This window comes from Bacillus sp. FJAT-45350 (genome assembly GCF_002335805.1).
In the GTDB taxonomy this organism is placed as follows: domain Bacteria; phylum Bacillota; class Bacilli; order Bacillales; family NISU01; genus FJAT-45350.
This window is the reverse complement of record NZ_NISU01000001.1, coordinates 2846445-2871133: the sequence shown is the minus strand read 5'-3', so window position 1 is coordinate 2871133 and position 24689 is coordinate 2846445. Positions and strand designations below refer to the sequence as shown.

The following is a 24689-nucleotide window of genomic DNA, read 5'->3' as shown; positions in this document are numbered from 1 at the left end:
AACTAGTATAATTTGATCGTTTATCGATTGAGTTTTACTTGAGAAGTCAAGAATTCATTTAAGTGTAATCGCCTTAGCGATTACACTCTGACGAACCTTTAAGGTTTTAATTAGCAATTCGTAATTTGCAATTAGCAATTATGTTTTGTCATGGTTAAGCTAGAAAGGGCGCACGGTGGATGCCTTGGCACTAGGAGCCGATGAAGGACGGGACGAACACCGATATGCTTCGGGGAGCTGTAAGTAAGCTTTGATCCGGAGATTTCCGAATGGGGGAACCCACCATCCGTAATGGGATGGTACCCATACCTGAATACATAGGGTATGTGGAGGTAGACCTGGGGAACTGAAACATCTAAGTACCCAGAGGAAGAGAAAGCAAATGCGATTTCCTGAGTAGCGGCGAGCGAAACGGAATATAGCCCAAACCAAGAGGCTTGCCTCTTGGGGTTGTAGGACACTCTATACGGAGTAAGAAAGAAACGAAGTAGATGAAGCGACCTGGAAAGGTCCGCGAAACAAGGTAACAGCCCTGTAGTCGAAACTTCGTTTCCTCCAGAGTGGATCCTGAGTACGGCGGGACACGTGAAACCCCGTCGGAATCTGGGAGGACCATCTCCCAAGGCTAAATACTCCCTAGTGACCGATAGTGAACCAGTACCGTGAGGGAAAGGTGAAAAGCACCCCGGGAGGGGAGTGAAACAGATCCTGAAACCGTGTGCCTACAAGTAGTCAGAGCCCATTTACGGGTGATGGCGTGCCTTTTGTAGAATGAACCGGCGAGTTACGATGTCGTGCAAGGTTAAGCAGATAATGCGGAGCCGTAGCGAAAGCGAGTCTGAATAGGGCGATTACAGTACGCCGTCGTAGACCCGAAACCGTGTGATCTACCCATGTCCAGGGTGAAGTTCAGGTAACACTGAATGGAGGCCCGAACCCACGCATGTTGAAAAATGCGGGGATGAGGTGTGGGTAGGGGTGAAATGCCAATCGAACTCGGAGATAGCTGGTTCTCCCCGAAATAGCTTTAGGGCTAGCCTCGAGGTGAGAGTATTGGAGGTAGAGCACTGATTGGACTAGGGGTCCCCACAGGATTACCGAATTCAGTCAAACTCCGAATGCCAAATACTTATCCTCGGGAGTCAGACTGCGAGTGCTAAGATCCGTAGTCAAGAGGGAAACAGCCCAGACCATCAGCTAAGGTCCCAAAGTATACGTTAAGTGGAAAAGGATGTGGAGTTGCACAGACAACCAGGATGTTGGCTTAGAAGCAGCCACCATTTAAAGAGTGCGTAATAGCTCACTGGTCGAGTGACTCTGCGCCGAAAATGTACCGGGGCTAAACGTATCACCGAAGCTATGGATTGACACCTTAGGTGTCAGTGGTAGGGGAGCGTTCTAAGTGCTGCGAAGTCAGACCGAGAGGACTGGTGGAGCGCTTAGAAGTGAGAATGCCGGTATGAGTAGCGAAAAGAGGGGTGAGAATCCCCTCCGTCGAAAGCCCAAGGTTTCCTGAGGAAGGCTCGTCCGCTCAGGGTAAGTCGGGACCTAAGCCGAGGCCGAAAGGCGTAGGCGATGGACAACAGGTTGATATTCCTGTACCACCTCCTCACCGTTTGAGTAATGGGGGGACGCAGTAAGGTAGGGTAAGCGCACTGATGGATATGTGCGTCCAAGCAGTTAGGCTGGTAAGTAGGAAAATCCGCTTATCGTAAAGGCTGAGCTGTGATGGCGAGCGAAATAATAGTAGCGAAGTTCCTGATCCTCCACTGCCAAGAAAAGCCTCTAGCGAGGTGAGAGGTGCCCGTACCGCAAACCGACACAGGTAGGCGAGAAGAGAATTCTAAGACGCTCGGGAGAACTCTCGTTAAGGAACTCGGCAAAATGACCCCGTAACTTCGGGAGAAGGGGTGCTCTGTTAGGGTGCAAGCCCGAGAGAGCCGCAGTGAAAAGATCCAAGCGACTGTTTAGCAAAAACACAGGTCTCTGCGAAGCCGCAAGGCGAAGTATAGGGGCTGACACCTGCCCGGTGCTGGAAGGTTAAGAGGAGAGGTTATCCTTCGGGAGAAGCTTTGAATTGAAGCCCCAGTAAACGGCGGCCGTAACTATAACGGTCCTAAGGTAGCGAAATTCCTTGTCGGGTAAGTTCCGACCCGCACGAATGGTGTAACGACTTGGATACTGTCTCAACGAGAGACCCGGTGAAATTATATTACCTGTGAAGATGCAGGTTACCCGCGACAGGACGGAAAGACCCCATGGAGCTTTACTGTAGCTTGATATTGGATTTTGGTACAGTTTGTACAGGATAGGTAGGAGCCTTGGAAACCGGAGCGCAAGCTTCGGTGGAGGCGTCGGTGGGATACTACCCTGACTGTATTGAAATTCTAACCTAGGACCGTGATCCGGTTCGGGGACAGTGTCAGGTGGGCAGTTTGACTGGGGCGGTCGCCTCCTAAACAGTAACGGAGGCGCCCAAAGGTTCCCTCAGAATGGTTGGAAATCATTCGTAGAGTGCAAAGGCATAAGGGAGCTTGACTGCGAGACCTACAAGTCGAGCAGGGACGAAAGTCGGGCTTAGTGATCCGGTGGTTCCGCATGGAAGGGCCATCGCTCAACGGATAAAAGCTACCCTGGGGATAACAGGCTTATCTCCCCCAAGAGTCCACATCGACGGGGAGGTTTGGCACCTCGATGTCGGCTCATCGCATCCTGGGGCTGAAGTAGGTCCCAAGGGTTGGGCTGTTCGCCCATTAAAGCGGTACGCGAGCTGGGTTCAGAACGTCGTGAGACAGTTCGGTCCCTATCCGTCGCGGGCGTAGGAAATTTGAGAGGAGCTGTCCTTAGTACGAGAGGACCGGGATGGACACACCGCTGGTGTACCAGTTGTTCCGCCAGGAGCATAGCTGGGTAGCTACGTGTGGACGGGATAAGTGCTGAAAGCATCTAAGCATGAAGCCCCCCTCAAGATGAGATTTCCCATTACGTTAAGTAAGTAAGACCCCTTAGAGATGATGAGGTTGATAGGTCTCGGGTGGAAGCATGGTGACATGTGGAGCTGAGAGATACTAATCGGTCGAGGGCTTATCCAATTTTCTAAGGTTGAAATGAATTCGACGACCTGCATATATAACACTATCTAGTTTTGAGAGAACAACTCTCAGCTGAAAGCAATTTCAGCGAAGAAATCTGCTCCTGCGGTTACTCGTCGCAAGTCTTGCGAGGAAGTATCACAGAGTGGTTGACTTAGTGATGATGGCGAAGAGGCCACACCCGTTCCCATGCCGAACACGGAAGTTAAGCTCTTCAGCGCCGATGGTAGTTGGGGGCTTCCCCCTGCGAGAGTAGGACGTTGCTAGGTTTATATTTTGGGGCCTTAGCTCAGCTACGAGCAAATCTTCTTCTGTAAAGCTACGAGTTGTTTCGACGGATTAATTTCGAAGCCTTGCTTGCAGAGGAAGAAACAGGGTCTACAAAGGTTAATCATCAATAATACATCGGGGCCTTAGCTCAGCTGGGAGAGCGCCTGCCTTGCACGCAGGAGGTCAGCGGTTCGATCCCGCTAGGCTCCACCAATTATATACGTTAGTACAATCTAACAATGCGGAGGAATACCCAAGTCCGGCTGAAGGGATCGGTCTTGAAAACCGACAGGCGGGTTAAACCGCGCGGGGGTTCGAATCCCTCTTCCTCCGCCACATTTATCTTTTAATTATTATTAACGCGGGATGGAGCAACGAACGATACTTCTATGAAATATCTATGAGTTGTTTCGACGCATTAATTTCTATGAGTTAGCTTGTAGAGGAAGAAACAGTTAATGCTACGGATATTTACATCATCCGTACTCTATAATATCGACGCGGGGTGGAGCAGTCTGGTAGCTCGTCGGGCTCATAACCCGAAGGTCGACGGTTCAAATCCGTCCCCCGCAACCAAAAACGTAAGCTTCCTGATTAAGCATCATTGTAGTTTTTTGCGACGAGTAACCGCAGGAGCAAATCCTACATCGTCGATTTCACTAAAATTTATCTGGTCCGGTAGTTCAGTTGGTTAGAATGCCTGCCTGTCACGCAGGAGGTCGCGGGTTCGAGTCCCGTCCGGACCGCCATTTAATTCTTTAATACAGATATGGCTCAGTAGCTCAGTCGGTAGAGCAATGGACTGAAAATCCATGTGTCGGCGGTTCGATTCCGTCCTGAGCCACCATTTTTTCTGTCTTTTTTTATGATGGAGGGGTAGCGAAGTGGCTAAACGCGGCGGACTGTAAATCCGCTCCTTAGGGTTCGGCGGTTCGAATCCGTCCCCCTCCACCATTTAACTCAATAGGGGCATAGTTTAACGGTAGAACAGAGGTCTCCAAAACCTCCGGTGTGGGTTCGATTCCTACTGCCCCTGCCAATAATATATGTAATTATGGCGGTTGTGGCGAAGTGGTTAACGCACCGGATTGTGGCTCCGGCATTCGTGGGTTCGATTCCCATCAGTCGCCCCATTTAAATAACTAGTATTGGGCTATAGCCAAGCGGTAAGGCAACGGACTTTGACTCCGTCATGCGCTGGTTCGAATCCAGCTAGCCCAGCCATTTATAAGCGGAAGTAGTTCAGTGGTAGAACACCACCTTGCCAAGGTGGGGGTCGCGAGTTCGAATCTCGTCTTCCGCTCCAGAGAAACAAAGTATAATGTAGTTCTTGGCGGCATAGCCAAGTGGTAAGGCACGGGTCTGCAAAACCCTTATCCCCGGTTCAAATCCGGGTGCCGCCTCCAAGCATTATCTTTTATACTGCCTGCCGGGGTGGTGGAATTGGCAGACACACAGGACTTAAAATCCTGCGGTAGGTGACTATCGTGCCGGTTCAAGTCCGGCCCTCGGCACCAAAAGCTTATTACTCTTGGTTTACTTCGTTGCTAGCTTGCGACGAGTAATCGCAGGAGCATGATTTACTTCATTAAGTAAGCTATAATATCATTTGCGCCCTTAGCTCAGCTGGATAGAGTGCTTGACTACGAATCAAGAGGTCGGGAGTTCGAATCTCTCAGGGCGCACCATTTTAAAATGGGCCTATAGCTCAGCTGGTTAGAGCGCACGCCTGATAAGCGTGAGGTCGGTGGTTCGAGTCCACTTAGGCCCACCATTTATTCAGGTAGTAAATAGGACAAGTATTAGTATTCCACAGTAGCTCAGTGGTAGAGCAATCGGCTGTTAACCGATCGGTCGTAGGTTCGAGTCCTACCTGTGGAGCCATTTATGGCCCGTTGGTCAAGCGGTTAAGACACCGCCCTTTCACGGCGGTAACACGGGTTCGAATCCCGTACGGGTCACCATAAATATGGAGGATTAGCTCAGCTACGAGCAATACTTCATGGAATATCTTACGAGTTGTTTCGACGCATAGACAACTTGGTTAAACTAGAAGAGAAAGAAACAGGGATCTACTCTGATTCACTTCATCAATACTTCGGAGGATTAGCTCAGCTGGGAGAGCACCTGCCTTACAAGCAGGGGGTCGGCGGTTCGATCCCGTCATCCTCCACCATAGTACGCCGGTGTAGCTCAACTGGTAGAGCAACTGACTTGTAATCAGTAGGTTGGGGGTTCAAGTCCTCTTGCCGGCATTCTTTTTAGATTCAAGAGCCATTAGCTCAGTTACGAGCAAATCCTCTCAGAATATTTTACGAGTTGTCTCGACGGATAAACATAGAAGCATTTCTCTAGTAGAGGAAGAGACAGAAAAGCTGCGGAGCGAAACATCGTCCGTAAACATCATGAACTACTTACAGTTTAAACTTCAAGAGCCATTAGCTCAGTTGGTAGAGCATCTGACTTTTAATCAGAGGGTCGAAGGTTCGAATCCTTCATGGCTCACCATTTCAATGCGGGTGTGGCGGAATTGGCAGACGCGCTAGACTTAGGATCTAGTGTCTTATGACGTGGGGGTTCAAGTCCCTTCACCCGCACCATATAACTAATTATGATACATAATGTAAACTGCTTATTGTAGCAGTTTTTTTGTTGTTTAATAAGAAGTAGCTAAGGGCACTATTAAATTAGGTCTTCCATCTGGCTTGTCAATGATGGCTATATCAGCTGGAATACTAGCTTTATATTATATTTATGGTAATTGGGACAAGAAGCAGATTATTGAAAAAATGAGAAGGAGTGTGTTTAAAAAGAGGTTCGTTCCATTTTCAAACACACTTTTTTATTCTAGAAATTCCTTATGAGGTTTTGCGTCTTTTTTCTGTTGGACTTCGATAAATAAATCTTCTTGTGAGGGCTGGACGATCGATGGAGGCTTGGCACCAGCTGGAATTTTCATATGGACATAATTAATTAGTGTTTGGATGTCTTGTTTAGTAGCAGGTTGTTGTGGTTCTGATAAAATGAGCCCTAGCTGTCCACTAGGTTCAATAGTAGCCCATTTCACATGGAGAATGCTCTGCACATTCTCTTGACGAAGACGTACTTCCAGTTGATCAACTGTTAGTCTCATCTTTTTTAAATTTTCAACGTTTATTTTTCCATTTTCAATAACAATATTTGATTTACCGGTCATAAAGTTCTCAACTTTATCAAACTTTAATTGAAGAAACTCAATAAATATTAGTGTAAGTACAAGTAATAAGCCTATTAAAAAAGTGACCCATATATTCCGATTACTAACAGGCTGAATCATTAAATTCCCGATTGAAATCATGATAACTGTTTGAGAGACAGTTAATTGAGAAATTGACTTCCTACCTCCAATTCGCAAAATTGTGATACCAACAAACACAATTAAAATTGCCTTCCAAATAAAGTGTAGGTCCAAATCATATCCCTCCTTATCATTCTCTCAAGTCTTACATTTCCAAATTTATTAGAAAAATATTCAAAATGATTTGGAAAGTAATATGTTTTTACATGTTCTATAAAGAATTACACCATAATATAATGAGATTGTCCTTTTTTAGAAATGGTTTATGCTAAAGGAGTTATTAATAAATGGAACTTAAAATAAGAAGGGGAATAAGTTACCTTTTAGGTTTATTTATTCTCGCTATAGGAATAACACTCACAATCGTTTCTCAGCTCGGTACAGGTGCTTGGGATGCGCTAAGTGTTGGTTTAGCTAGTATTACTGGGTTGACAGTCGGTAATTGGGTTATCCTGGTTGGTATCATACTTATTATTGTCAATGCGATACTACAAAAAGCAAGGCCGGACTTTTTGGCTATCATTACAGTTGTTCTATTAGGTTATTTCATTGATTTTTGGCTTTTGTTTGTTTTTCGAGATGTTGGATTTGAGGGTTTTGCGATTCAGCTAGCGATTTTACTTATTGGTGTCGTTACAATGGGACTTGGAATTGCGACATATCTTCAAGGGAAATTTGCTGTTATTCCAATTGACGGGTTTATGTTTACGCTTCAAAAGCTTTTTGGTTTCAAATTAATGGTCGCAAAAACAACGGCTGAACTTGTTGCCCTTGTCTTAGCTTTCTTTGTAGGAGGGCCGATTGGGATAGGTACGATCATAGTTACATTGCTCATTGGACCATTAATTCAATTCTTCTTTCCAAAGATAGAACATCTTGTGGAAGGTAAGGTAATAACGATCAAATGATAAAGGGAAGTTCAAAAGGTTGATTAACCTTCTGAACTTCCCTTTCCTAATTCCTTTGCACGGGCATTTGTTGCTTTAACAGCTTCAACTATCAGCTGATTAAAGTTGCCATTTTTAAGTTGCTCTAGTCCAGCAGCAGTTGCTCCACCAGGTGAAGTGACTTGTTCACGAAGTACTGATGGATTACCACCATTCTTTAGCATTGAGCCACTACCATATACCATTTGCGAGACTAGTGTTCTTGCCTTTTCTTCAGTCATACCGTATTCAACTGCCACAGCTTCTAACGCTTCACAGAATGAATATAAAAACGCCGGTGCACTACCTGTAATAGCTGTTAAAAGATGGACTTGCTCTTCTTTACACTCTTCATATGTACCAATAGAAGAAAGAATCATTTCGAGAATTTGTCGGTGTTCGTTTGTAGCATGTTGACCATAAGTATAGATAGACATAGATTCTCCTATTTCAGCTGATGTATTTGGCATGACCCATGCAACTGGGGTTCCATCAGGTAATGCAGCTTCTAGACGTTCTGTACCCATTCCTGCCGCTACCGTAATGATAAATTGATTAGTCACAAGAGACTTCATTTCATTTAAAACACTTTCATGTGCAGAAGGTGGGCAAGCTAGCACAACAACATCAGAATGATTGATTGCTGATTTCCAATCGCTAGTAGTGTCTACATCGTATTTCCCTTTCATGTCAATTAGGCGTTGCTCGTCACTTTGATTTGAAATTATGATATTGTCTATATTGGTCTTGTTTTTAAGTAAGCCTGAAAAAATAGCCTCGGCCATTCTTCCTGCTCCTATAAATAAGATTCGTTGTTTGTTCATGCTTTACATCCTTTCATAATCCAAAATTTAATTCCTCATTCAACTAATCATTACCGTAACAAAAAAGAATCATTCTTGAAAGTGAAACATACGGATAATTTCCCTAAAGTTCGAAAAAACTACTCATAACTATAACATTATGTACAATCAGAACTTAGGGAGGCATTAACATGAAGAAGTTGTCCGTTATTATGCTTGCATTGTTTTTGACTCTTTTGCCATTACATACACTGGCTGAAGAGGATGCTAAAGAAGAGAAAAAGGGATCAAAGATTCCTGACTATGTATTAAATATCTCAAAGGAAAATACGTATCATAACCCAACCCAAGACTTGCCGCATTTAAAACCAAGTGATTTAGCTGAGGAGCTTTTATCTGAATCTGAAGTGAAAATTGAGAATCCTGAACTTATTCGATTGCTTAATGAATCAAGCATCGGCAATTCAAAATTAGCTCTTGGTTTTAAAGCATCTATTTATTTAGGCGAATGGCCTCTGTCTTATGATTCAACTGAAACGAATGTTAATTGGGAGTATCAAAAGGTGAATACAAACTATATTGACAATCGTGGTGGAAATAGTGCTCAAAAGCTTAAATACACTCAAGAACAGCAAAAGAAAGTATCTGGTGATTTAACAGCGAAAGTTCCTAATAGTGAAGCAGTAAAAAAGATGATGATGATCAAAGCTGCTGAAAATACCGGACTTCCATTAGGCTTTGAAACAATCATCGGTCATGGAACGAAAAAAGACCACTCATATAATGTAGCTCCAAAAAATGTAGGCTACTTATATGGGTATGTACCTGCTGCGAACGAAAAAGGAAAAGTTACGTACGGAGAAGTGTATATTACAATAAAAGGTGGTAAGCAACATCTAGAAGTTAAGAATGTGACACAGCAAGGAATTGGTGCATGGATTCCTGTTCAGGATTATATGTCATTTAGATTCTTATCTGCTAACCAGCCTCGCTAGTAAAAGGAGGGTGCCCCAAAAGGTGAAACTATACCTTTTGGGGCACCCTCACAGTTATTTTAGTTTAGATGTACGTTTTTTAAAATCGATTTCAGGATAGTACGCATTTTTTACAAGAATGTTTGGTCCTAAGCAAGTTACAGAAGGACAATGACAACTTAATTCTTTAGCGATTGGAGATTCAATCCATCGTTTATAAGCTGTCATCAGTGATGTGTCTTGAACGTTCCCGAGTGGTGGAGTATCACCAAAGTCAGTCACGATGATTTCTCCATCAAAAATATTCACGTTTAGTCTAGAGCGACCATCTGGATCGTTTCTAACTGTCACATTCTTTGCATCCAATAGACGTTGGAATAGCTGTAAATCTTCCTCGTTATCACTGCATGGATAAAAAGGAAGTGTACCAAATAGCATCCAAACATCTTCATTTCTACATTTTAATAAACGATCGATACCTGAGCGAATCTCTTCCAGGGATGCAACTTCTAGTTGACTTGCGAAATCACTAGGGTACATAGGGTGCACCTCATGGCGTTGACAACCCATTTCAACAATCTGTTCATGTATACGTTCTAAGTGTGGAAGGGTACGCTTATTCAACATCGTTTCAGCAGAGATGATGATTCCTTCACTTGTAAGTGTTTTCGCGTTTTCCACCATTCTCTCAAAGTATTTCGCTCTTTGCTCAAAAGTTGGCTTCTTATCCATCACCGCAAAACCAATTTCAGAGAAATCATCTACACTTCCATAGTTATGGGAGATATGTAGAACGTCTAAATATGGGGTAATCTTCGCGTATCTTTCAAGTTCTACTGTAAGGTTTGAATTAATCTGTGTTCGTATCCCTCGCTCATGTGCATATTTCAATAATGGAACGACATAGTTGTCTATAGATTTCATAGATAACATAGGCTCGCCCCCTGTAATACTTAATGCACGTAAATGAGGAATTTCTTCTAAGCGTTTAATGAATAGCTCTAGAGGCAATGGTTCAGGATCCTTCGTTTGAAGGGTATAACCAACTGCGCAATGCTCACACCTCATATTACAAAGAGTTGTTGTGGTAAATTCAATATTGGAAAGCTGAAGTTCACCATATTCATTTATATCCATATAGGCTTCCCAAGGGTCATGAGAAGGGGTAATTGGTAATTGTTTATTCTTAATCAAAATAGGTTAACTCCTTTTGTCTAATCGAAGTACTATTCTTAATCATATCGTAATTTAAACATAAGAAAAAGAGATTCATAGTAAGGGAAATAATGGAAGGTTAGAATGGATGGTTTTGAATAAGGAAAAAATTGTAGATATATTAGAGCAATATTTCGTTAATAATCGTAAGAGGACATTGAACGAACTTTCTTTCAGAAACGTGTGCATTTTTAAATAAGAAATAAAAAAGGTATGTTAGAATTGAACTACTAATAATAAGGATGAACTGAAGGGAGCAAGACCATGGGTAAGCCAATTCATAATAAAGATGACCAAATAAAATATTTGAACACACGCTTGAAAATGTTAGGCGATGTTTTAGATGCGATTGATCCAGAAGTAGTTGAACTTGAAGATATTGATCGTATGATTGAAATGCTTGATGAATTAGAAGGTAAGTGTAAAGAATTTGAAGGTCGTAAATCAGAGTAGGGAGAGAACGAACCATGAAGCTCTATATCATAAGACATGGTGAATCAATGGGGAACCGTCTTGGCAAAATTCAAGGTTGGCAGGACTTTGAACTTTCTCCGACTGGAAAGAAGCAGGCTCAATTAGTTGGTAGTTACCTTTCAACTACCACTTTTGATGCCATTTATAGTAGTGATTTAACGAGAGCGTATGAAACAGCAGTTTCAATTACAGACCTTCAATCTACCGAAGTAAAAAAGTGGAGTAAAATTAGAGAAATTAAGTTAGGACCTTTAGAGGGAAAAACGAAAGATGAGATTCATGTTGCCTTTCCAGAAACGAAGGCAACATCGATATTAACATCTGGGGTACAAGGTACGGAAACAATAGAAGAAATTACATATCGTTGTAGAGACATACTCGTTGAGCTGCTTTCGAAGCATCAAGGACAAGAGGTCGCAATTGTTTCACATGGAGGATTAATTAGTATTCTATTAATGTATATAATGCTAGGGGACGAATGGTATCGACATCACCGTCCATTTAAAATTGATAATACGAGTATGACATTGATAGAGTGGCAGCCTACTAGAAAGCCAATCATTCATTACATAAATAACTGTACTCATTTAGAAGGGAAAATGGACATACAAAATTTATATAGTATGTAATAACCACACCAATTGGTAATAGATTTTCTGGTTACGTTTTCAAAAGCTCTTTCGAAATGTTTTGACAAACGATATAATAGAGATTGTGTATATTTACTATCCGGTTTTTTATTATAAAAAAGGGAGTTGGGAGAAGTGGAAAATTTAAGAGAGAGTATGTACAAGCTGATCGTTGAAACATCTACTAATCTACCAAAAGATGTTCGTCGTGCAATTGTTAAAGCAAAGGCAAAAGAAAATGCAGGGACACGTTCTGCATTAGCGCTTTCAACGATTACAGATAATATTACAATGGCAGATACAAATGTTTCACCAATCTGTCAAGATACAGGTATGCCAACATTTAAATTCAAAGTACCAGTTGGCGTGAATCAAATCGAAATGAAGAAAGCAATCTATGAAGCTATGGAACAAGCAACAAAGGATGGAAAATTACGTCCAAACTCAGTTGATTCATTAACTGGTGAAAACAGTGGAAACAACTTAGGACCTGGTACACCTGCGATTTATTTTGAACAATGGGAAGAAGATTATATTGACGCTCGCCTTATCTTAAAAGGTGGAGGTTGTGAAAATAAAAATATCCAATATAGTTTACCAGCTGAGTTAGAGGGGCTTGGTCGTGCAGGACGTGATCTTGATGGTATTCGTAAATGTATCATGCACTCTGTATACCAAGCACAAGGTCAAGGCTGTAGTGCAGGTTTCATTGGTGTAGGTATTGGTGGAGATCGTACATCAAGTTCAGCACTAGCAAAAGAACAATTATTCCGTACCACTGAAGACGTTAATCCGATTGAAGACTTACGTAAGCTTGAAGATTATGTAATGGATAACGCTGATAAATTAGGAATCGGTACAATGGGCTTTGGTGGAGAAGCGACTCTACTTGGCTGTAAAATTGGTGTTATGAACCGTCTTCCCGCAAGCTTCTTTGTATCAGTAGCATATAATTGCTGGGCATACCGTCGTCTTGGAGTGAAGATTAACCCAGAAACGGGTGCAGTGACAGAATGGTTATACCAAGATGGAGAAGATGTTGACTTAAATGTAGCTAGTAAAGAAACAGAAGCGGAAGTAGCAGCAAGTAGTGAAGGTTCTCGTGAAGTTGTATTAGAAGCTCCTGTAACAGAAGAGCAAATTCGGGACCTTAGAGTAGGAGACGTTGTTATTATTAACGGTATGATGCATACAGGTCGTGATGCTATTCACCATCATTTAATGGACCATGATGCTCCAATCGACCTTAATGGCCAAATCATCTATCACTGTGGACCAGTTATGCTGAAAGATGAGCAAGGTGAATGGCACGTGAAAGCAGCGGGACCAACAACAAGTATTCGTGAGGAGCCTTATCAAGGTGATGTTATGAAGAAGTTTGGTATCCGCGCTGTTATCGGTAAAGGTGGAATGGGTCCAAAAACACTTAAAGCTCTTGAAGAGCATGGTGGAGTGTACCTAAACGCTATAGGTGGAGCAGCTCAGTACTATGCTGACTGTATTAAGAAGGTAGAAGGAGTAGACCTAATGGAATTCGGTATTCCAGAAGCAATGTGGCACCTAAAAGTAGAAGGATTCGCTGCGATTGTAACAATGGACTCTCACGGAAACAGCCTTCATGCTGACGTAGATAAATCATCTCTTGAAAAGCTTGAGCAATTCAAAGAGCGTGTATTTTAATTATAGTTAAATGTGAATGAATAAACGCTAGGGTGTTAAATTAAGGCCGCTGAAAAAGTGTGATTTTCACTTTTTCAGCGGCCTCTGTTAAAGCCCCTAGCGTTTTTTTATAGGAGTGGGATAAACAAGATTTCTTAATGCTTTCTTCTTTTCAACGTTTCCAATGGTTTCTTCATTCGCTATATTATATAACCTGCTTTTTGGCTCATAGATTGTCTGAGCAGGCCATAGTCCATGATGCCCTGAAATGATATAACTAACTAGACATGCAACGAAGAAATATTCAATCCCTTTTCCATCAAACATTTCAACACTTAACAGAAAGGCAGCTATTGGAGTATTAGCACCACCACAAAATATAGCAATAAGTCCTAATGCAGCAAGAAAAGACAAAGGTAAATCAAATATTGTATTGTATAAAGTATTACCTAAAGTTGCTCCAATGAAAAACAGAGGAATGGCTTCCCCACCGACAAATCCTGTACCTAGTGTAACTGCTGTTAATACGAGTTTGGCTAGAAAAGCAAAGGGGGGGACATTTTCTGAAAAGGAATGTTCAAGCATATCTAAACTACGACCATTATATTCTGTGGAACCTATGATAAAAGTTAATGCGACAATGATAATTCCTCCAACAAAGGCTCTTAACATATGATTCTTGTTAGAATATTTTTCAGAAACCCTTTGAATACCGTGTCTTAATTGACAATATAAAACACTTACAAGACTAAAAATAATGGATAAAATGATTACTTTTATAAACACAAGTAAGGATAGCTCTGGTACTGTCTGTAGAATAAACTCTTCATGTTCAATTCCCCATGCTACTGTAGCAATATAATGACCGACAAAACTTGATACAAGACAGGGGACAAATGCTTCGTATTTCATTTTACCTAATGCGGACATTTCCATTCCAAAAATAGCCCCAGTAATCGGTGTACCAAATGCTGCTCCAAAACCAGCACTTATACCACTCATTAGTAAAATTTTCTTATCGAATATATTTACTTTAAAGAATCGGTTCACTGCCTCCGCTACACTGCCTCCCATTTGGATTGCGGCCCCTTCTCTTCCTGTAGACCCACCAAATAAGACTGTAATAAACGTCCCTAAATAGACGATAGGACCCATTCTCCGTAAAACTTTAGCTTTATTATGAACCCCTTCAATAACGAGATTATTTCCTTTAGCAGAGTCATATCCAGAGTTTTTACCGTAATTCATATATATGTAACCTATGACGATACCCCCTAGAGGAAGAAAACAAATTAGCCATAAATTGTCCTCTCGTACCTCACCGAGAAAATCGTTTGTTGTTAATAGAAAAGCAGTAGTAGAGCCTATAACTAAACCGATAATACTTCCCCATAAAATCCATCTAGAAAGTATTAATAAAAATGTCTTGTACTTTAACTTTACACTGGATTGTAAGAACCAATGTTCACTGTCATTTGTTTCTTTAAAATTATTCATGTACCCAATCCCTCAATAGTTTGTTTTCTTAAGTGTTTGTTTCAATCAGTTTTAAGATGATTTGTAAGTACTGGAAATTTAAGATGGTATGTGGCTTAGAGGATGTGTAATGGATACAGATAGAAAATTGGAAAAAATCTTTGGGAACTATAGAATTAGAACAATAAAGGAGAGGATTAAAAGGATGGAGGAATCAATATATAATGAGCGCCGTGTGATGTTTGGGCGAAAGCCTGGGATTAAGCAGACCTATACATATTATTCTCTCAAGGGTGAGATACTTGCACGAGGACGAGAACAGATAACATTTGGCCAAATGCTAACGAGGCTTCTTTATAACCTTGTTCATGTAGCTAATGTTCTTCCACAGCAGTTTGATTTTGTAATTGGAGATGAACATTATATAATTTCAAAGCACGGAGGAATAAAAAAAGGCTTTGGAGTCTTTGATAGTCATGGTACATTGTTGTCTTATTACAAGCGAGAAAAATCTTGGACGAAAAATATGCTCCACATCTATGGAAAAGATGACGAACTGATTGCAGTTGTAAATGCAACTACAGTAGGAGAAGTAACAGTAACAGACAGAAATAATGATTTTCTACTTTTTATACGCATTGGCGGTATCCCAACAGAAGCGTTAGAGCGTTTTAGCAATTTTCATGGTGACATAATAGACATAAACCGGGAAAAGGTAGATAAAGAGTTATTAACAAAAATTATTGCTACGCCGATTGTTACGACTTATTTAGAAAGCCACGATGGTTTATTTTTCTAATTGAAAATGTAGGATATTTCCCATCTTTTTTGAAAGACTATAAATAAAATCATGTTTTAACTATGGGTAGAAACCAATCTCAAATAATGAGTAAGGGAGTTTGAAATGCATGGGAAAATATCGTTTTATTTTGATGGCTTTTATTGTTGTATTCGTTACAACACTAGTATCAATGCAGGGCGTAGAGGCAGCATATGAGACTAAAGAATATAGCTGGAATTATAAGCCGGAAAAAGATAATAAACCAGTTACAACAGAGCCGCATTATTTAGAATTGCTTAATAAGCATAATGGGGTTTTCATTGGTGATATAAATAAAAAAGAGTTATACCTAACATTTGATAATGGTTATGAAAATGGCTATACAAATCAAGTATTAGATGTATTAAAGGAGAAAAAGGTTGCTGGAGCCTTTTTTATAACAGGACATTTCTTAAGTACTGAGCAAGACTTAGTGATGCGTATGGTAAACGAAGGTCATATCGTCGGCAATCATTCGTATCATCATCCAAGTCTTCCAGCAGTAGATGATGACCGTCTCAAGAGAGAATTGAATAACTTAAAGAATGAGTTCACAGAGTTAACTGGCGTTAAGGAAATGAATTACTTAAGACCGCCAAGAGGGACTTTTAGTGATAAGTCTCTTGCCTTATCAAGAAAGCTTGGATACACAAATGTTTTTTGGTCTATGGCTTATAAGGATTGGGAAGTAGATAAACAGAAGGGTGCCAACTATGCTTATGACCAAATTATGAAGCGTATTCACCCCGGTGCAGTTATGCTCCTTCATTCAGTATCAAGGGATAATGCTGAGGCTCTTGGAAGAGTCATCGATGAATGCCGTAAGCAAGGGTATGTATTTAAAAGCCTTGATGAGTTAATGGTAGGAGACTTTGTGAATGGTCTTTCTGAAGAGGATAAATAAAAAGAGGCAGTTCCAAGGGGCAATCTACGCCTTTGGAACAACCTCTATATTATCTAACGATTAGTTTGCAAAGCTTTGTTCGCCAATCGCCTTTGAGATTGTTTCCAACGTACTAACGTCAGTTACATCAAATGCAATTGGTTGCTTACTTCTAACAACCATTAATCCAATTTGTTCGTCAACTGAATTGGTAATTGGGAACTTTAACTCCCCATTACACTCCCACTGTAAATCTTTATCAAAATCAGAAGCAGCAACTAACTTACTATCTGATTCCTCTAAAAGGTAAATCCCAACCCAGTCTATGTACGGAACTTCAGCTACTAGACTTTCAACTGTTTTATCAAAAATAGATTGAGTGTTCTCCTTCTTGAAAACTTGGGCCATAATTTGTAATGAAGCAACATCTGTTGGTATCGACATAAAATCTCTCCTTCGCTTTTCTTACTGTTATTATTTTAGCAGATTGCAACGCCTTATTGAGCTAGTAAGTTTAGGAATTTGAGATAGCATCATGCTATAATAGTCAGGTAAACCAATTGTACGGAGTTGAAGACATGAAAAGGTCGAATAATAGGCATCAAAATAAGGAAAATCAAACAATAAAGATGGAAATCGGGCAGAAGTTTCCACTGACAATTAAGAGGCTCGGTATCAACGGTGAGGGAGTTGGCTACTTCAAAAGACAGGTTGTCTTCGTACCAGGGGCACTACCGAATGAGGAAGTAGTAGCAGAAGTAACAAAGGTAAACCCGAAGTTTGCTGAAGCAAAGATCAACAAAATACGAAAGAAATCACCTGACCGAATAAAGCCTACCTGTCCAGTCTATGAACAATGCGGTGGCTGTCAATTACAGCATATGAGCTACGAAGCACAATTAAGGGAAAAGAAGGACATTGTACAGCAAGCATTTGAACGCCACTCCTCACTAAAAGGGGACAAGTTTCCGTTAAAACAAACAATAGGAATGGAAGAACCATGGCATTATCGAAACAAAAGCCAGCTTCAAGTAGGTAAGAATAAAGAGAAGGTATTAGCTGGATTATATGGTCTTAATTCGCATAAGTTAGTGGACATATCAGACTGTTCAATTCAACATCCGAATACGAACCAAGTTACACAAAAGGTAAAGACTATATTAGAGGATTTAAACCTATCGATATATAACGAACGAAGACGAAGAGGATTAATCCGAACGATTGTGACAAGAGTTGCTTTTGCAACAGGAGAAATTCAATTAGTGCTAGTAACATCCCAAGAGGAAATCCCTCGAAAAGAACTACTAGTGGCAGAACTAAAAAAACGGATTCCTGAAGTTACATCGATTCTCCAAAATGTAAACGGAGAAAAAACATCCCTCATTTTCGGAAACGAAACGATCCACCTTCACGGAGCAGAGGTTATTCAAGAAACGTTAGGTGATTTATCGTTTGAGCTCTCGGCACGAGCGTTTTTTCAGCTTAATCCAGTACAGACGGTCAAGCTCTATGATGAAGTGAAAAAAGCTGCTCAGTTAACAGGAACAGAAAAAGTAGTAGACGCTTACTGTGGAGTTGGAACAATTGGTCTATGGCTTGCACCACAAGCAGCAGAAATCAGAGGAATGGACGTCATTGCTGAATCAATTGAAGACGCAGAGAAAAATGCTAAAAGACATGGCTTCGAACACGCTTCTTATGTAGTAGGAAAAGCAGAAAAGTTGCTACCAAAGTGGATAAATGAAGAAGGCTGGAAACCAGATGTAATCGTAGTCGACCCGCCAAGAACAGGATGCGACGACAAGCTATTAAAATCAATTATCCAAGCAAAACCCAAACGACTAGTATACGTTTCCTGTAACCCTTCGACACTTGCAAAGGACTGTGAGCAGTTGATGAAAGCAGGATTTAAGGTGAAGTATGTACAGCCGGTGGATATGTTTCCACATACGGCTCACATAGAAAATGTCGCGTTGATCGAACTTGAGAACTAATTGATTTATTTGAAAAAGAGCCCCGTTCGGGCTCTTTTTCAAATAAGGAAGTAACTTAATAAACTAGTTACCGATATTACGAAAATAGAATTAGAAAAAGGGCTTAAGTGGCGTGTGTTTCCAGAAACAAGAGTGAATGCGGATGAATTACTCGCATCCCTTGGTTTAAATAGCTATAATCGCTGGGCTATTGTCCGTAAAACACATGGTGTTATGGCAGATGACGAATTTGGTTGCGTTTTATGGGAGAATCATTGAAACATCGGGATGTGACTCTACGTAAAGAGCTTTTTTATCCAGAATCTAAGGGTTAGAAGGTAATGTTTTGTATACGGGACACGTAGAGTGTTTAGCTCGGTTGGAGTTGGTATAATAGAAATGCAGTTGATATAGAAAGATCTATACCACCTGCTTTTTGTGTATAAAAGTACCATTCAAGCCCCACCTTCGTTAAAATAAATATTGCTGATTTTCAAAAGATATAAATGTCCAAATGTAGTTGTGTTTGATAATAAATTATTAAGCATAATATAAGTGTAAAAGAAGTAATATTTGACTTTACCTTTTTAACTAAGATTTAGGAGATTTATCCATGATGAGAGGATTTGAGTTTGAAATGATAGATAATTTTTGGCGTGAATTACCACGACCATTTTTTGTACTTGCACCCATGGAAGATGTAACAGATGTTGTTTTTCGCCACGTAGTAAGTGCAGCCGGTCGACCTGATGTATTTTTCACAGAGTTTACGAACTCGGATAGCTATTGTCATCCAGAGGGTATGGAAAGCGTGCGTGGTCGTTTGACTTTTACAGAGGATGAACAGCCAATGGTGGCACATATTTGGGGAGATAATCCTGAACATTTCCGTCAAATGAGTATTGGTATGGCAGAGCTAGGATTTAAAGGCATAGATATTAATATGGGCTGCCCTGTACCGAATGTGGCATCGAGAGGGAAGGGTAGTGGCCTTATTCTGCTTCCAGACGTTGCGGCAGAACTTATTCAAGCAGCAAAAGCAGGAGGACTGCCTGTCAGCGTGAAAACACGACTTGGCTTTACGGATGTAAATGAGTGGGAGGAGTGGTTAACGCATATTTTAAAACAGGATATTGCGAACCTTTCTATTCATTTACGTACAAGAAAGGAAATGAGCCAAGTAGATGCGCATTGGGAGCTAATTCCACAAATTAAAGAATTACGTGATCGTATTGCACCCAATACACTGTTAACAATCAATGGAGACATTCCTGACCGTCAAACTGGGCTGCAACTAGCTGAACAATATGGTATTGATGGCGTTATGATCGGGCGAGGTATTTTTAAAAATCCGTTTGCTTTTGAAAAAGATCCCCAAGAGCATAGCAGCAAAGAATACCTTGATTTATTAAGACTGCAGCTTGATCTTCAAGACCAATATGCGGAAGTACTGCCACGTTCAATCACTGGACTTCATCGCTTTTTCAAAATTTATGTCAAAGGATTTCATGGAGCTGGTCAATTAAGAAATCAATTGATGAACACTAAATCAACAGATGAAGTGCGTGCATTGCTTGATAACTTTGAAAAAGAATGTTGATGCGATGAGGACAGTGAAATGATGTAACTCTCAAAAAGTTAGAGAAAAAATGAATCGCATCAACTTATGTGTACTTATTTTATTCAAAGCTGGTCGTCAAAGGGTGGGAACAAGACTAAGAACTTGCAGCTATGCAAACTACGGAAACATTAGTATAAACAAGAAAGTAAATAAATAAATGTTTCCCAAGTTACATTTTCTCCGCTCTTTTCCCCGTTTTTTAAAAAAACAACACGTTTTTTCCTGGAACCAAAGGTCATAATTCTATTACTCCTTGGAGAAATTAAAATTATCAATCAAAAATTAAGTGGTTAGTTTTATTAGGAGGATGACCATGTTCATAACAAAAAATTTAATAGAAAATATAAAAAAGTACTCATTGCCCTATGAGGAAAATAATCATATACGCCCACTTATCGAAGCTGTGGGGGAAGTTAATTATGCATTATTAGGAGAAGCAACTCATGGGACTAGTGAGTTTTATACAACACGAGCTGAACTAACAAAAATACTGATTCAGGAAAAGGGGTTCAATTTTATTGCTGTTGAAGGTGATTGGCCTGCGTGCTTTGAGGTAAACTGTTATATTAAGGGGTATGAAAACTCATACTCCAGTGCAAAAGAGTTATTACAAACTAGTTTCAACCGTTGGCCTTCCTGGATGTGGGCTAATACCGAAATGATAGAACTGATTGAATGGCTTAAATCGTATAACCAGACCCAGAAAGTAAAAGTTGGTTTTTACGGTATCGATGTTTATAGTCTTTGGGAGTCTATGGAAACAGTCATTCAGCACTTAGAACAAACAGAATCCCCTATACTGGATAAAGCTAAAGCCGCCTTTGAGTGCTTTGAGCCTTTTCACCGGAAGCCAGAACAATACGGTCTATCGGCAGCTCTCTATGGGGAGGATTGTATGGAGGAAGTTTCAAAGCTATTACAATCCGTACTACATAACCGGGTTCAATATAATGATGAAGATTCATTAAATTTAGCGGTAAATACTCTCGTTACATCTAATGCTGAGCACTATTATCACACTATGATTACCAATGATAATGAATCCTGGAATATACGTGATCACCATATGGTAGAGGTCCTAAAATATATCTCTAACTACTATGGTGAAAAAGCCAAAGGTGTTGTATGGGAACATAATACACATATCGGTGATGCTAGGGCAACCGATATGAATAAGGAAGGGCTTGTGAATGTAGGACAACTATCTAGAGAAAAGTTTGGAGAAAATAAGGTTTATGCGATTGGGTTTGGTACTTACCAAGGAACGGTCATAGCTTCAACAAAATGGGGGCATTCCTATGAAATAATGACCGTTCCTGAAGCTCATGATGAAAGCTTTGAAGCTTACCTTCATAAAGCCAACAATGGAAACTGTATCCTGCTGTTTGATCAAGATAACAAAGGTGAGTTTAATGAAACGATTGGGCATAGAGCGATTGGGGTTATTTATCATCCTGAATTTGAACATTATGGTAACTATGTTCCTTCACAAATGTCTGAGCGTTACAATGCTTTTGTGTTTATTGATGAAACAAAAGCATTATCACCATTAAAATTTTCGGATTGATTTTATAGCTTGAGATAATAAGGAAAATCCTTATTATCTTAAGCTTTTATTATTCTTGATCCCTTTTGAGATAATAAATCTAATGACAGTTCATTAACTTTTTGATTTTGTAATAAAAGTGAATATAAAATAAATTGGAAGAATGCTTGAAGTGAATTTACTAATTACCGAAAAGGAGTTCAATTAATGGAGAGCATTGAAAAAGTCCAAGGTAGAGTATTCAAGAAGAAGTAATGGCTCCACACGTTGCAAGCCTGCTATGAGTCGGTTTAACTCATAGCAGGCTTTTTAAAAGAGGCAACGGTTCCGCACATTACTTAAAACCGATTGGAAAAGTGAAGTTCACACTTTTTCAGTCGGCTCATTAATGGACTTCTTTTTTATATTATTGAAAGAAAAACCGCCATCAATATGATGGCGGTTACCTCGTACAATTAATTACCTGTTAGTTGAGATTTTTTAAGGTCAGAAGTAAGGGCGAAGCGGTCTGCGTTCATTACCTTAACCCAGGCAGCGATAAAGTCACTTACAAATTTACCTTTGTTATCGTCTTGAGCATAAACCTCTGCAAGCGCACGTAGTACGGAGTTTGAACCGAACACTAGGTCAACTCTAGTTGCCGTTCGCACGACTTCTCCAGTCTTACGGTCACGTCCTTCGTAAACGTTAGCGTCTACAGGCTTCCAAGCTATACCCATATCAAGCAAGTTAACAAAGAAGTCATTAGAAAGTGTGCCTACACGTTCTGTGAATACACCGTGTTGTGTATCACCGTAGTTAGTACCTAGAACACGCATACCACCAATAAGTGCAGTCATTTCTGGTGCAGTAAGGTTTAGTAGTTGTGCCTTGTCTACTAGTAGTTCTTCTGCACTTACACTATACTGCTTTTTCTGATAGTTGCGGAATCCATCAGCGACAGGTTCTAGTACGTCAAAGCTTTCTGCATCAGTTTGTTCTTGAGTAGCATCCCCACGTCCAGGAGCAAATGGAACAGTTACATCAAAGCCTGCGTCAAGTGCTGCTTTTTCAACTGCGGCACTACCTCCTAGAACAATTAAGTCAGCCAAGCTTACTTTCTTATCTAGAGATTTTTGAATATCTTCTAGTACAGTGAGTACTTTTGAAAGTTGATCCGGCTGATTAACTTCCCAGTCCTTTTGTGGAGCAAGACGGATGCGGGCACCATTCGCACCACCACGCATATCTGAACCACGGAACGTACTAGCAGAAGCCCAAGCAGTAGACACTAACTCGCTGACAGAAAGTCCTGAGTTTAAGATTTTTTCTTTAAGCTCATTTGCTTCTGCATCTGATAATACATAATCAACAGTTGGTATAGGATCTTGCCAGATAAAATCTTCTTCTGGAACTTCTGGCCCTAGATATCTTTCACGAGGACCCATGTCACGATGTAATAGTTTGAACCATGCACGAGCAAATACATCTTTAAACTCCTCTGGGTTCTCATGGAAACGTCGAGAAATCTTTTCGTATTCCGGGTCATAACGTAATGCCATATCCGCTGTCGTCATCATAGTCGGAACACGAACGGATGGATCTTCTGCATCGGGTGCAAGATCTTTTTCATCAGGATTTACTGCAAGCCACTGATAGGCACCTGCTGGACTCTTTGTAAGCCACCATTGATATCCAAACAATAAATCAAAGTAACCATTATCCCATTGTGTCGGGTTAGCAGTCCAAGCTCCTTCAATTCCGCTAGTGATTGTGTCACGGCCTTTACCGCTACCGTGTGTGCTTTCCCAACCGAAGCCTTGTGCTTCAAGAGGAGCAGCTTCTGGTTCTGGACCAACATGAGCAGCATCTCCTGCACCATGAGCCTTACCGAAAGTATGCCCACCTGCAGTTAGTGCAACTGTTTCTTCATCATTCATTCCCATACGGGCAAACGTTTCGCGAATATCTTTTGCACTTGCAAGGGGATCAGGATTACCGTTAGGGCCTTCTGGATTAACATAGATAAGACCCATTTGAACAGCTGCAAGTGGATTTTCAAGTTCACGATCGCCAGAATAACGTTTATCATCTAACCATTCAGTTTCATTACCCCAGTAGATGTCCTCTTCAGGGTGCCAAATGTCTGCGCGTCCTCCGCCGAAACCAACTGTCTTGCCACCCATTGATTCAATCGCAACATTTCCTGTTAGAAGGAGTAAGTCAGCCCAAGAAATTTTGTTTCCATACTTTTGCTTAATCGGCCAAAGTAGTCTACGAGCTTTATCAAGGTTACCATTGTCAGGCCAACTATTAAGTGGAGCAAAGCGTTGTGCACCAGTTCCACCGCCACCACGGCCGTCACCTGTACGATAAGTACCTGCTGCATGCCATGCCATACGGATAAAGAATGGACCATAATGACCGTAATCAGCAGGCCACCAGTCTTGACTATCTGTCATTAAATCGTGAAGGTCCTGCTTAAGTGCATCGTAATCTAATTTAGTAAACTCTTCCGTATAATCAAAGTCTTCTCCCATAGGGTTAGATTTTCTATCATGCTGATGTAAAATATTTAAGTTTAACTGATTTGGCCACCAGTCTTTATTTGTCGTACCACTAGATTGGTTACTAGTTGCGGCTCCGTGACTAAACGGGCAGCCTCCAGCGTTTGAATTGTTTTTAGTATCCATATTAAATTCCCCTTTCAGTGTAAGGTAAGTAGAAAATAATTTTGCCTTAAGGCGTAAGAAACTTACAAACTATAAAACAATAATTATTATTATATTGTAATTATAATAAACTAGTACTTAAATTGAAAGAAAAAAGACTTGAGAATTAAAACATTATTTACTAATTTTCATAGAGTAAATAATTATGTTTAAAGATGATAGTAAACTAGTCCAATGTAGCCTCCTTAACAAATGAAGTCATGAGTATATCTTATACCTATATTTATAAACATATATTAATGGATAGAACAAAGAAGATAGGGTAGATGTTCTTATTGAA

17 protein-coding genes, 20 tRNA genes and 2 rRNA genes are annotated in these 24689 nt (G+C 40.6%); 33 read left to right on the top strand and 6 right to left on the bottom strand.

The annotated features are described in order from the left end of the window. Window positions 1-152: 152 nt before the first annotated feature. From CD003_RS14440 to CD003_RS14335, 22 genes are all read left to right on the top strand, one after another. Window positions 153-3092: ribosomal RNA gene (locus CD003_RS14440) — 23S ribosomal RNA — on the top strand. Between the two features lie 153 nt (window positions 3093-3245). After that, window positions 3246-3361 (top strand): 5S ribosomal RNA (rrf, locus tag CD003_RS14435). A gap of 138 nt (window positions 3362-3499) precedes the next feature. Then, window positions 3500-3575, top strand: a tRNA-Ala gene (locus CD003_RS14430). A 30-nt stretch (window positions 3576-3605) separates the two neighbouring features. Next, window positions 3606-3698 (top strand) — tRNA-Ser (locus CD003_RS14425). A 163-nt stretch (window positions 3699-3861) separates the two neighbouring features. Further along, window positions 3862-3938, top strand: a tRNA-Met gene (locus CD003_RS14420). Window positions 3939-4034: 96 nt separating this feature from the next. Next, a tRNA-Asp gene (locus CD003_RS14415) sits at window positions 4035-4111 on the top strand. 22 nt (window positions 4112-4133) lie between these two features. Continuing rightward, window positions 4134-4209, top strand: a tRNA-Phe gene (locus CD003_RS14410). Window positions 4210-4232: 23 nt separating this feature from the next. Further along, window positions 4233-4316, top strand: a tRNA-Tyr gene (locus CD003_RS14405). Window positions 4317-4327: 11 nt separating this feature from the next. Then, window positions 4328-4401 (top strand) — tRNA-Trp (locus tag CD003_RS14400). An 18-nt stretch (window positions 4402-4419) separates the two neighbouring features. After that, window positions 4420-4495: transfer RNA gene (locus tag CD003_RS14395), tRNA-His, on the top strand. 16 nt (window positions 4496-4511) lie between these two features. After that, window positions 4512-4586 (top strand) — tRNA-Gln (locus CD003_RS14390). A gap of 7 nt (window positions 4587-4593) precedes the next feature. Then, window positions 4594-4668, top strand: a tRNA-Gly gene (locus CD003_RS14385). Window positions 4669-4694: 26 nt separating this feature from the next. Further along, window positions 4695-4768, top strand: a tRNA-Cys gene (locus tag CD003_RS14380). Between the two features lie 22 nt (window positions 4769-4790). Next, window positions 4791-4879, top strand: a tRNA-Leu gene (locus tag CD003_RS14375). Between the two features lie 94 nt (window positions 4880-4973). Next, window positions 4974-5050, top strand: a tRNA-Arg gene (locus CD003_RS14370). Window positions 5051-5059: 9 nt separating this feature from the next. Next, window positions 5060-5136 (top strand) — tRNA-Ile (locus tag CD003_RS14365). Between the two features lie 35 nt (window positions 5137-5171). Next, window positions 5172-5246 (top strand) — tRNA-Asn (locus CD003_RS14360). Window positions 5247-5251: 5 nt separating this feature from the next. Continuing rightward, a tRNA-Glu gene (locus CD003_RS14355) sits at window positions 5252-5326 on the top strand. A 136-nt stretch (window positions 5327-5462) separates the two neighbouring features. Further along, window positions 5463-5538, top strand: a tRNA-Val gene (locus CD003_RS14350). Between the two features lie 6 nt (window positions 5539-5544). Then, window positions 5545-5617, top strand: a tRNA-Thr gene (locus CD003_RS14345). Between the two features lie 177 nt (window positions 5618-5794). Next, window positions 5795-5870 (top strand) — tRNA-Lys (locus CD003_RS14340). Window positions 5871-5877: 7 nt separating this feature from the next. Further along, window positions 5878-5962 (top strand) — tRNA-Leu (locus tag CD003_RS14335). Between the two features lie 242 nt (window positions 5963-6204). On the opposite strand, the gene CD003_RS14330 is transcribed toward CD003_RS14335, so the two are convergent. Beyond that, window positions 6205-6813, bottom strand: a complete 609-nt coding sequence (locus CD003_RS14330) for a DUF421 domain-containing protein (RefSeq protein WP_096201760.1) — start codon at window positions 6811-6813, stop codon at window positions 6205-6207. A gap of 173 nt (window positions 6814-6986) precedes the next feature. Between CD003_RS14330 and CD003_RS14325 the strand changes: the two genes are divergently transcribed. After that, window positions 6987-7607 carry a YczE/YyaS/YitT family protein gene (locus tag CD003_RS14325; RefSeq protein ID WP_096201759.1) on the top strand — a complete coding sequence of 207 codons (621 nt, stop codon included), beginning with the start codon at window positions 6987-6989 and terminating at the stop codon, window positions 7605-7607. 23 nt (window positions 7608-7630) lie between these two features. Here the strand turns inward: CD003_RS14325 and proC are convergent, their stop codons facing one another. Then, window positions 7631-8449 carry a pyrroline-5-carboxylate reductase gene (gene proC, locus CD003_RS14320; protein ID WP_096201758.1) on the bottom strand — a complete coding sequence of 273 codons (819 nt, stop codon included), beginning with the start codon at window positions 8447-8449 and terminating at the stop codon, window positions 7631-7633. A gap of 170 nt (window positions 8450-8619) precedes the next feature. On the opposite strand from proC, the gene CD003_RS14315 reads away from it, so the two are divergent. Then, a complete protein-coding gene (locus tag CD003_RS14315) occupies window positions 8620-9423 on the top strand; it encodes a YfkD famly protein (protein ID WP_096201757.1) in 804 nt (267 codons plus the stop codon). A gap of 54 nt (window positions 9424-9477) precedes the next feature. Here CD003_RS14315 and yfkAB read toward each other — a convergent pair whose 3' ends face one another. Beyond that, window positions 9478-10596 carry a radical SAM/CxCxxxxC motif protein YfkAB gene (gene yfkAB, locus CD003_RS14310; RefSeq protein WP_257008321.1) on the bottom strand — a complete coding sequence of 373 codons (1119 nt, stop codon included), beginning with the start codon at window positions 10594-10596 and terminating at the stop codon, window positions 9478-9480. A gap of 285 nt (window positions 10597-10881) precedes the next feature. Between yfkAB and CD003_RS14305 the strand changes: the two genes are divergently transcribed. The 3 genes from CD003_RS14305 (at window position 10882) to CD003_RS14295 (ending at window position 13400) form a co-directional block, all read left to right on the top strand. Further along, window positions 10882-11070, top strand: a complete 189-nt coding sequence (locus CD003_RS14305) for an SE1561 family protein (protein WP_096201756.1) — start codon at window positions 10882-10884, stop codon at window positions 11068-11070. A 14-nt stretch (window positions 11071-11084) separates the two neighbouring features. Continuing rightward, window positions 11085-11720 carry a histidine phosphatase family protein gene (locus tag CD003_RS14300; RefSeq protein ID WP_096201755.1) on the top strand — a complete coding sequence of 212 codons (636 nt, stop codon included), beginning with the start codon at window positions 11085-11087 and terminating at the stop codon, window positions 11718-11720. A 156-nt stretch (window positions 11721-11876) separates the two neighbouring features. Beyond that, window positions 11877-13400 carry a fumarate hydratase gene (locus tag CD003_RS14295; RefSeq protein ID WP_306453962.1) on the top strand — a complete coding sequence of 508 codons (1524 nt, stop codon included), beginning with the start codon at window positions 11877-11879 and terminating at the stop codon, window positions 13398-13400. Window positions 13401-13496: 96 nt separating this feature from the next. Here the strand turns inward: CD003_RS14295 and CD003_RS14290 are convergent, their stop codons facing one another. Further along, entirely contained in the window at window positions 13497-14876 is a 1380-nt protein-coding gene (locus CD003_RS14290; protein WP_096201753.1) for a voltage-gated chloride channel family protein, read from the bottom strand. Between the two features lie 184 nt (window positions 14877-15060). On the opposite strand from CD003_RS14290, the gene CD003_RS14285 reads away from it, so the two are divergent. Beyond that, the gene (locus CD003_RS14285) at window positions 15061-15654 is read left to right on the top strand and encodes a hypothetical protein (RefSeq protein WP_142302875.1); all 594 of its coding nucleotides are present in this window, start codon (window positions 15061-15063) and stop codon (window positions 15652-15654) included. 109 nt (window positions 15655-15763) lie between these two features. After that, on the top strand, window positions 15764-16579 hold the full coding sequence (gene pdaA / locus CD003_RS14280; protein WP_096201751.1) for a delta-lactam-biosynthetic de-N-acetylase: 816 nt from the start codon (window positions 15764-15766) through the stop codon (window positions 16577-16579). Window positions 16580-16639: 60 nt separating this feature from the next. Here pdaA and CD003_RS14275 read toward each other — a convergent pair whose 3' ends face one another. After that, window positions 16640-17002 carry a GAF domain-containing protein gene (locus tag CD003_RS14275; protein WP_096201750.1) on the bottom strand — a complete coding sequence of 121 codons (363 nt, stop codon included), beginning with the start codon at window positions 17000-17002 and terminating at the stop codon, window positions 16640-16642. A gap of 134 nt (window positions 17003-17136) precedes the next feature. Between CD003_RS14275 and rlmD the strand changes: the two genes are divergently transcribed. The 4 genes from rlmD (at window position 17137) to CD003_RS14255 (ending at window position 21719) form a co-directional block, all read left to right on the top strand. Beyond that, window positions 17137-18552 carry a 23S rRNA (uracil(1939)-C(5))-methyltransferase RlmD gene (gene rlmD, locus CD003_RS14270; protein ID WP_096201749.1) on the top strand — a complete coding sequence of 472 codons (1416 nt, stop codon included), beginning with the start codon at window positions 17137-17139 and terminating at the stop codon, window positions 18550-18552. A gap of 114 nt (window positions 18553-18666) precedes the next feature. After that, the gene (locus CD003_RS22340) at window positions 18667-18810 is read left to right on the top strand and encodes a hypothetical protein (RefSeq protein WP_257008320.1); all 144 of its coding nucleotides are present in this window, start codon (window positions 18667-18669) and stop codon (window positions 18808-18810) included. Window positions 18811-19168: 358 nt separating this feature from the next. After that, window positions 19169-20131, top strand: a complete 963-nt coding sequence (locus tag CD003_RS14260) for a tRNA dihydrouridine synthase (protein WP_096202360.1) — start codon at window positions 19169-19171, stop codon at window positions 20129-20131. A gap of 334 nt (window positions 20132-20465) precedes the next feature. Beyond that, window positions 20466-21719 carry an erythromycin esterase family protein gene (locus CD003_RS14255; RefSeq protein ID WP_096201748.1) on the top strand — a complete coding sequence of 418 codons (1254 nt, stop codon included), beginning with the start codon at window positions 20466-20468 and terminating at the stop codon, window positions 21717-21719. 434 nt (window positions 21720-22153) lie between these two features. Here the strand turns inward: CD003_RS14255 and katG are convergent, their stop codons facing one another. Continuing rightward, window positions 22154-24370: a catalase/peroxidase HPI gene (gene katG, locus CD003_RS14250; RefSeq protein WP_096201747.1), complete on the bottom strand. Its 2217-nt coding sequence runs from the start codon at window positions 24368-24370 to the stop codon at window positions 22154-22156. Window positions 24371-24689 lie beyond the last annotated feature (319 nt).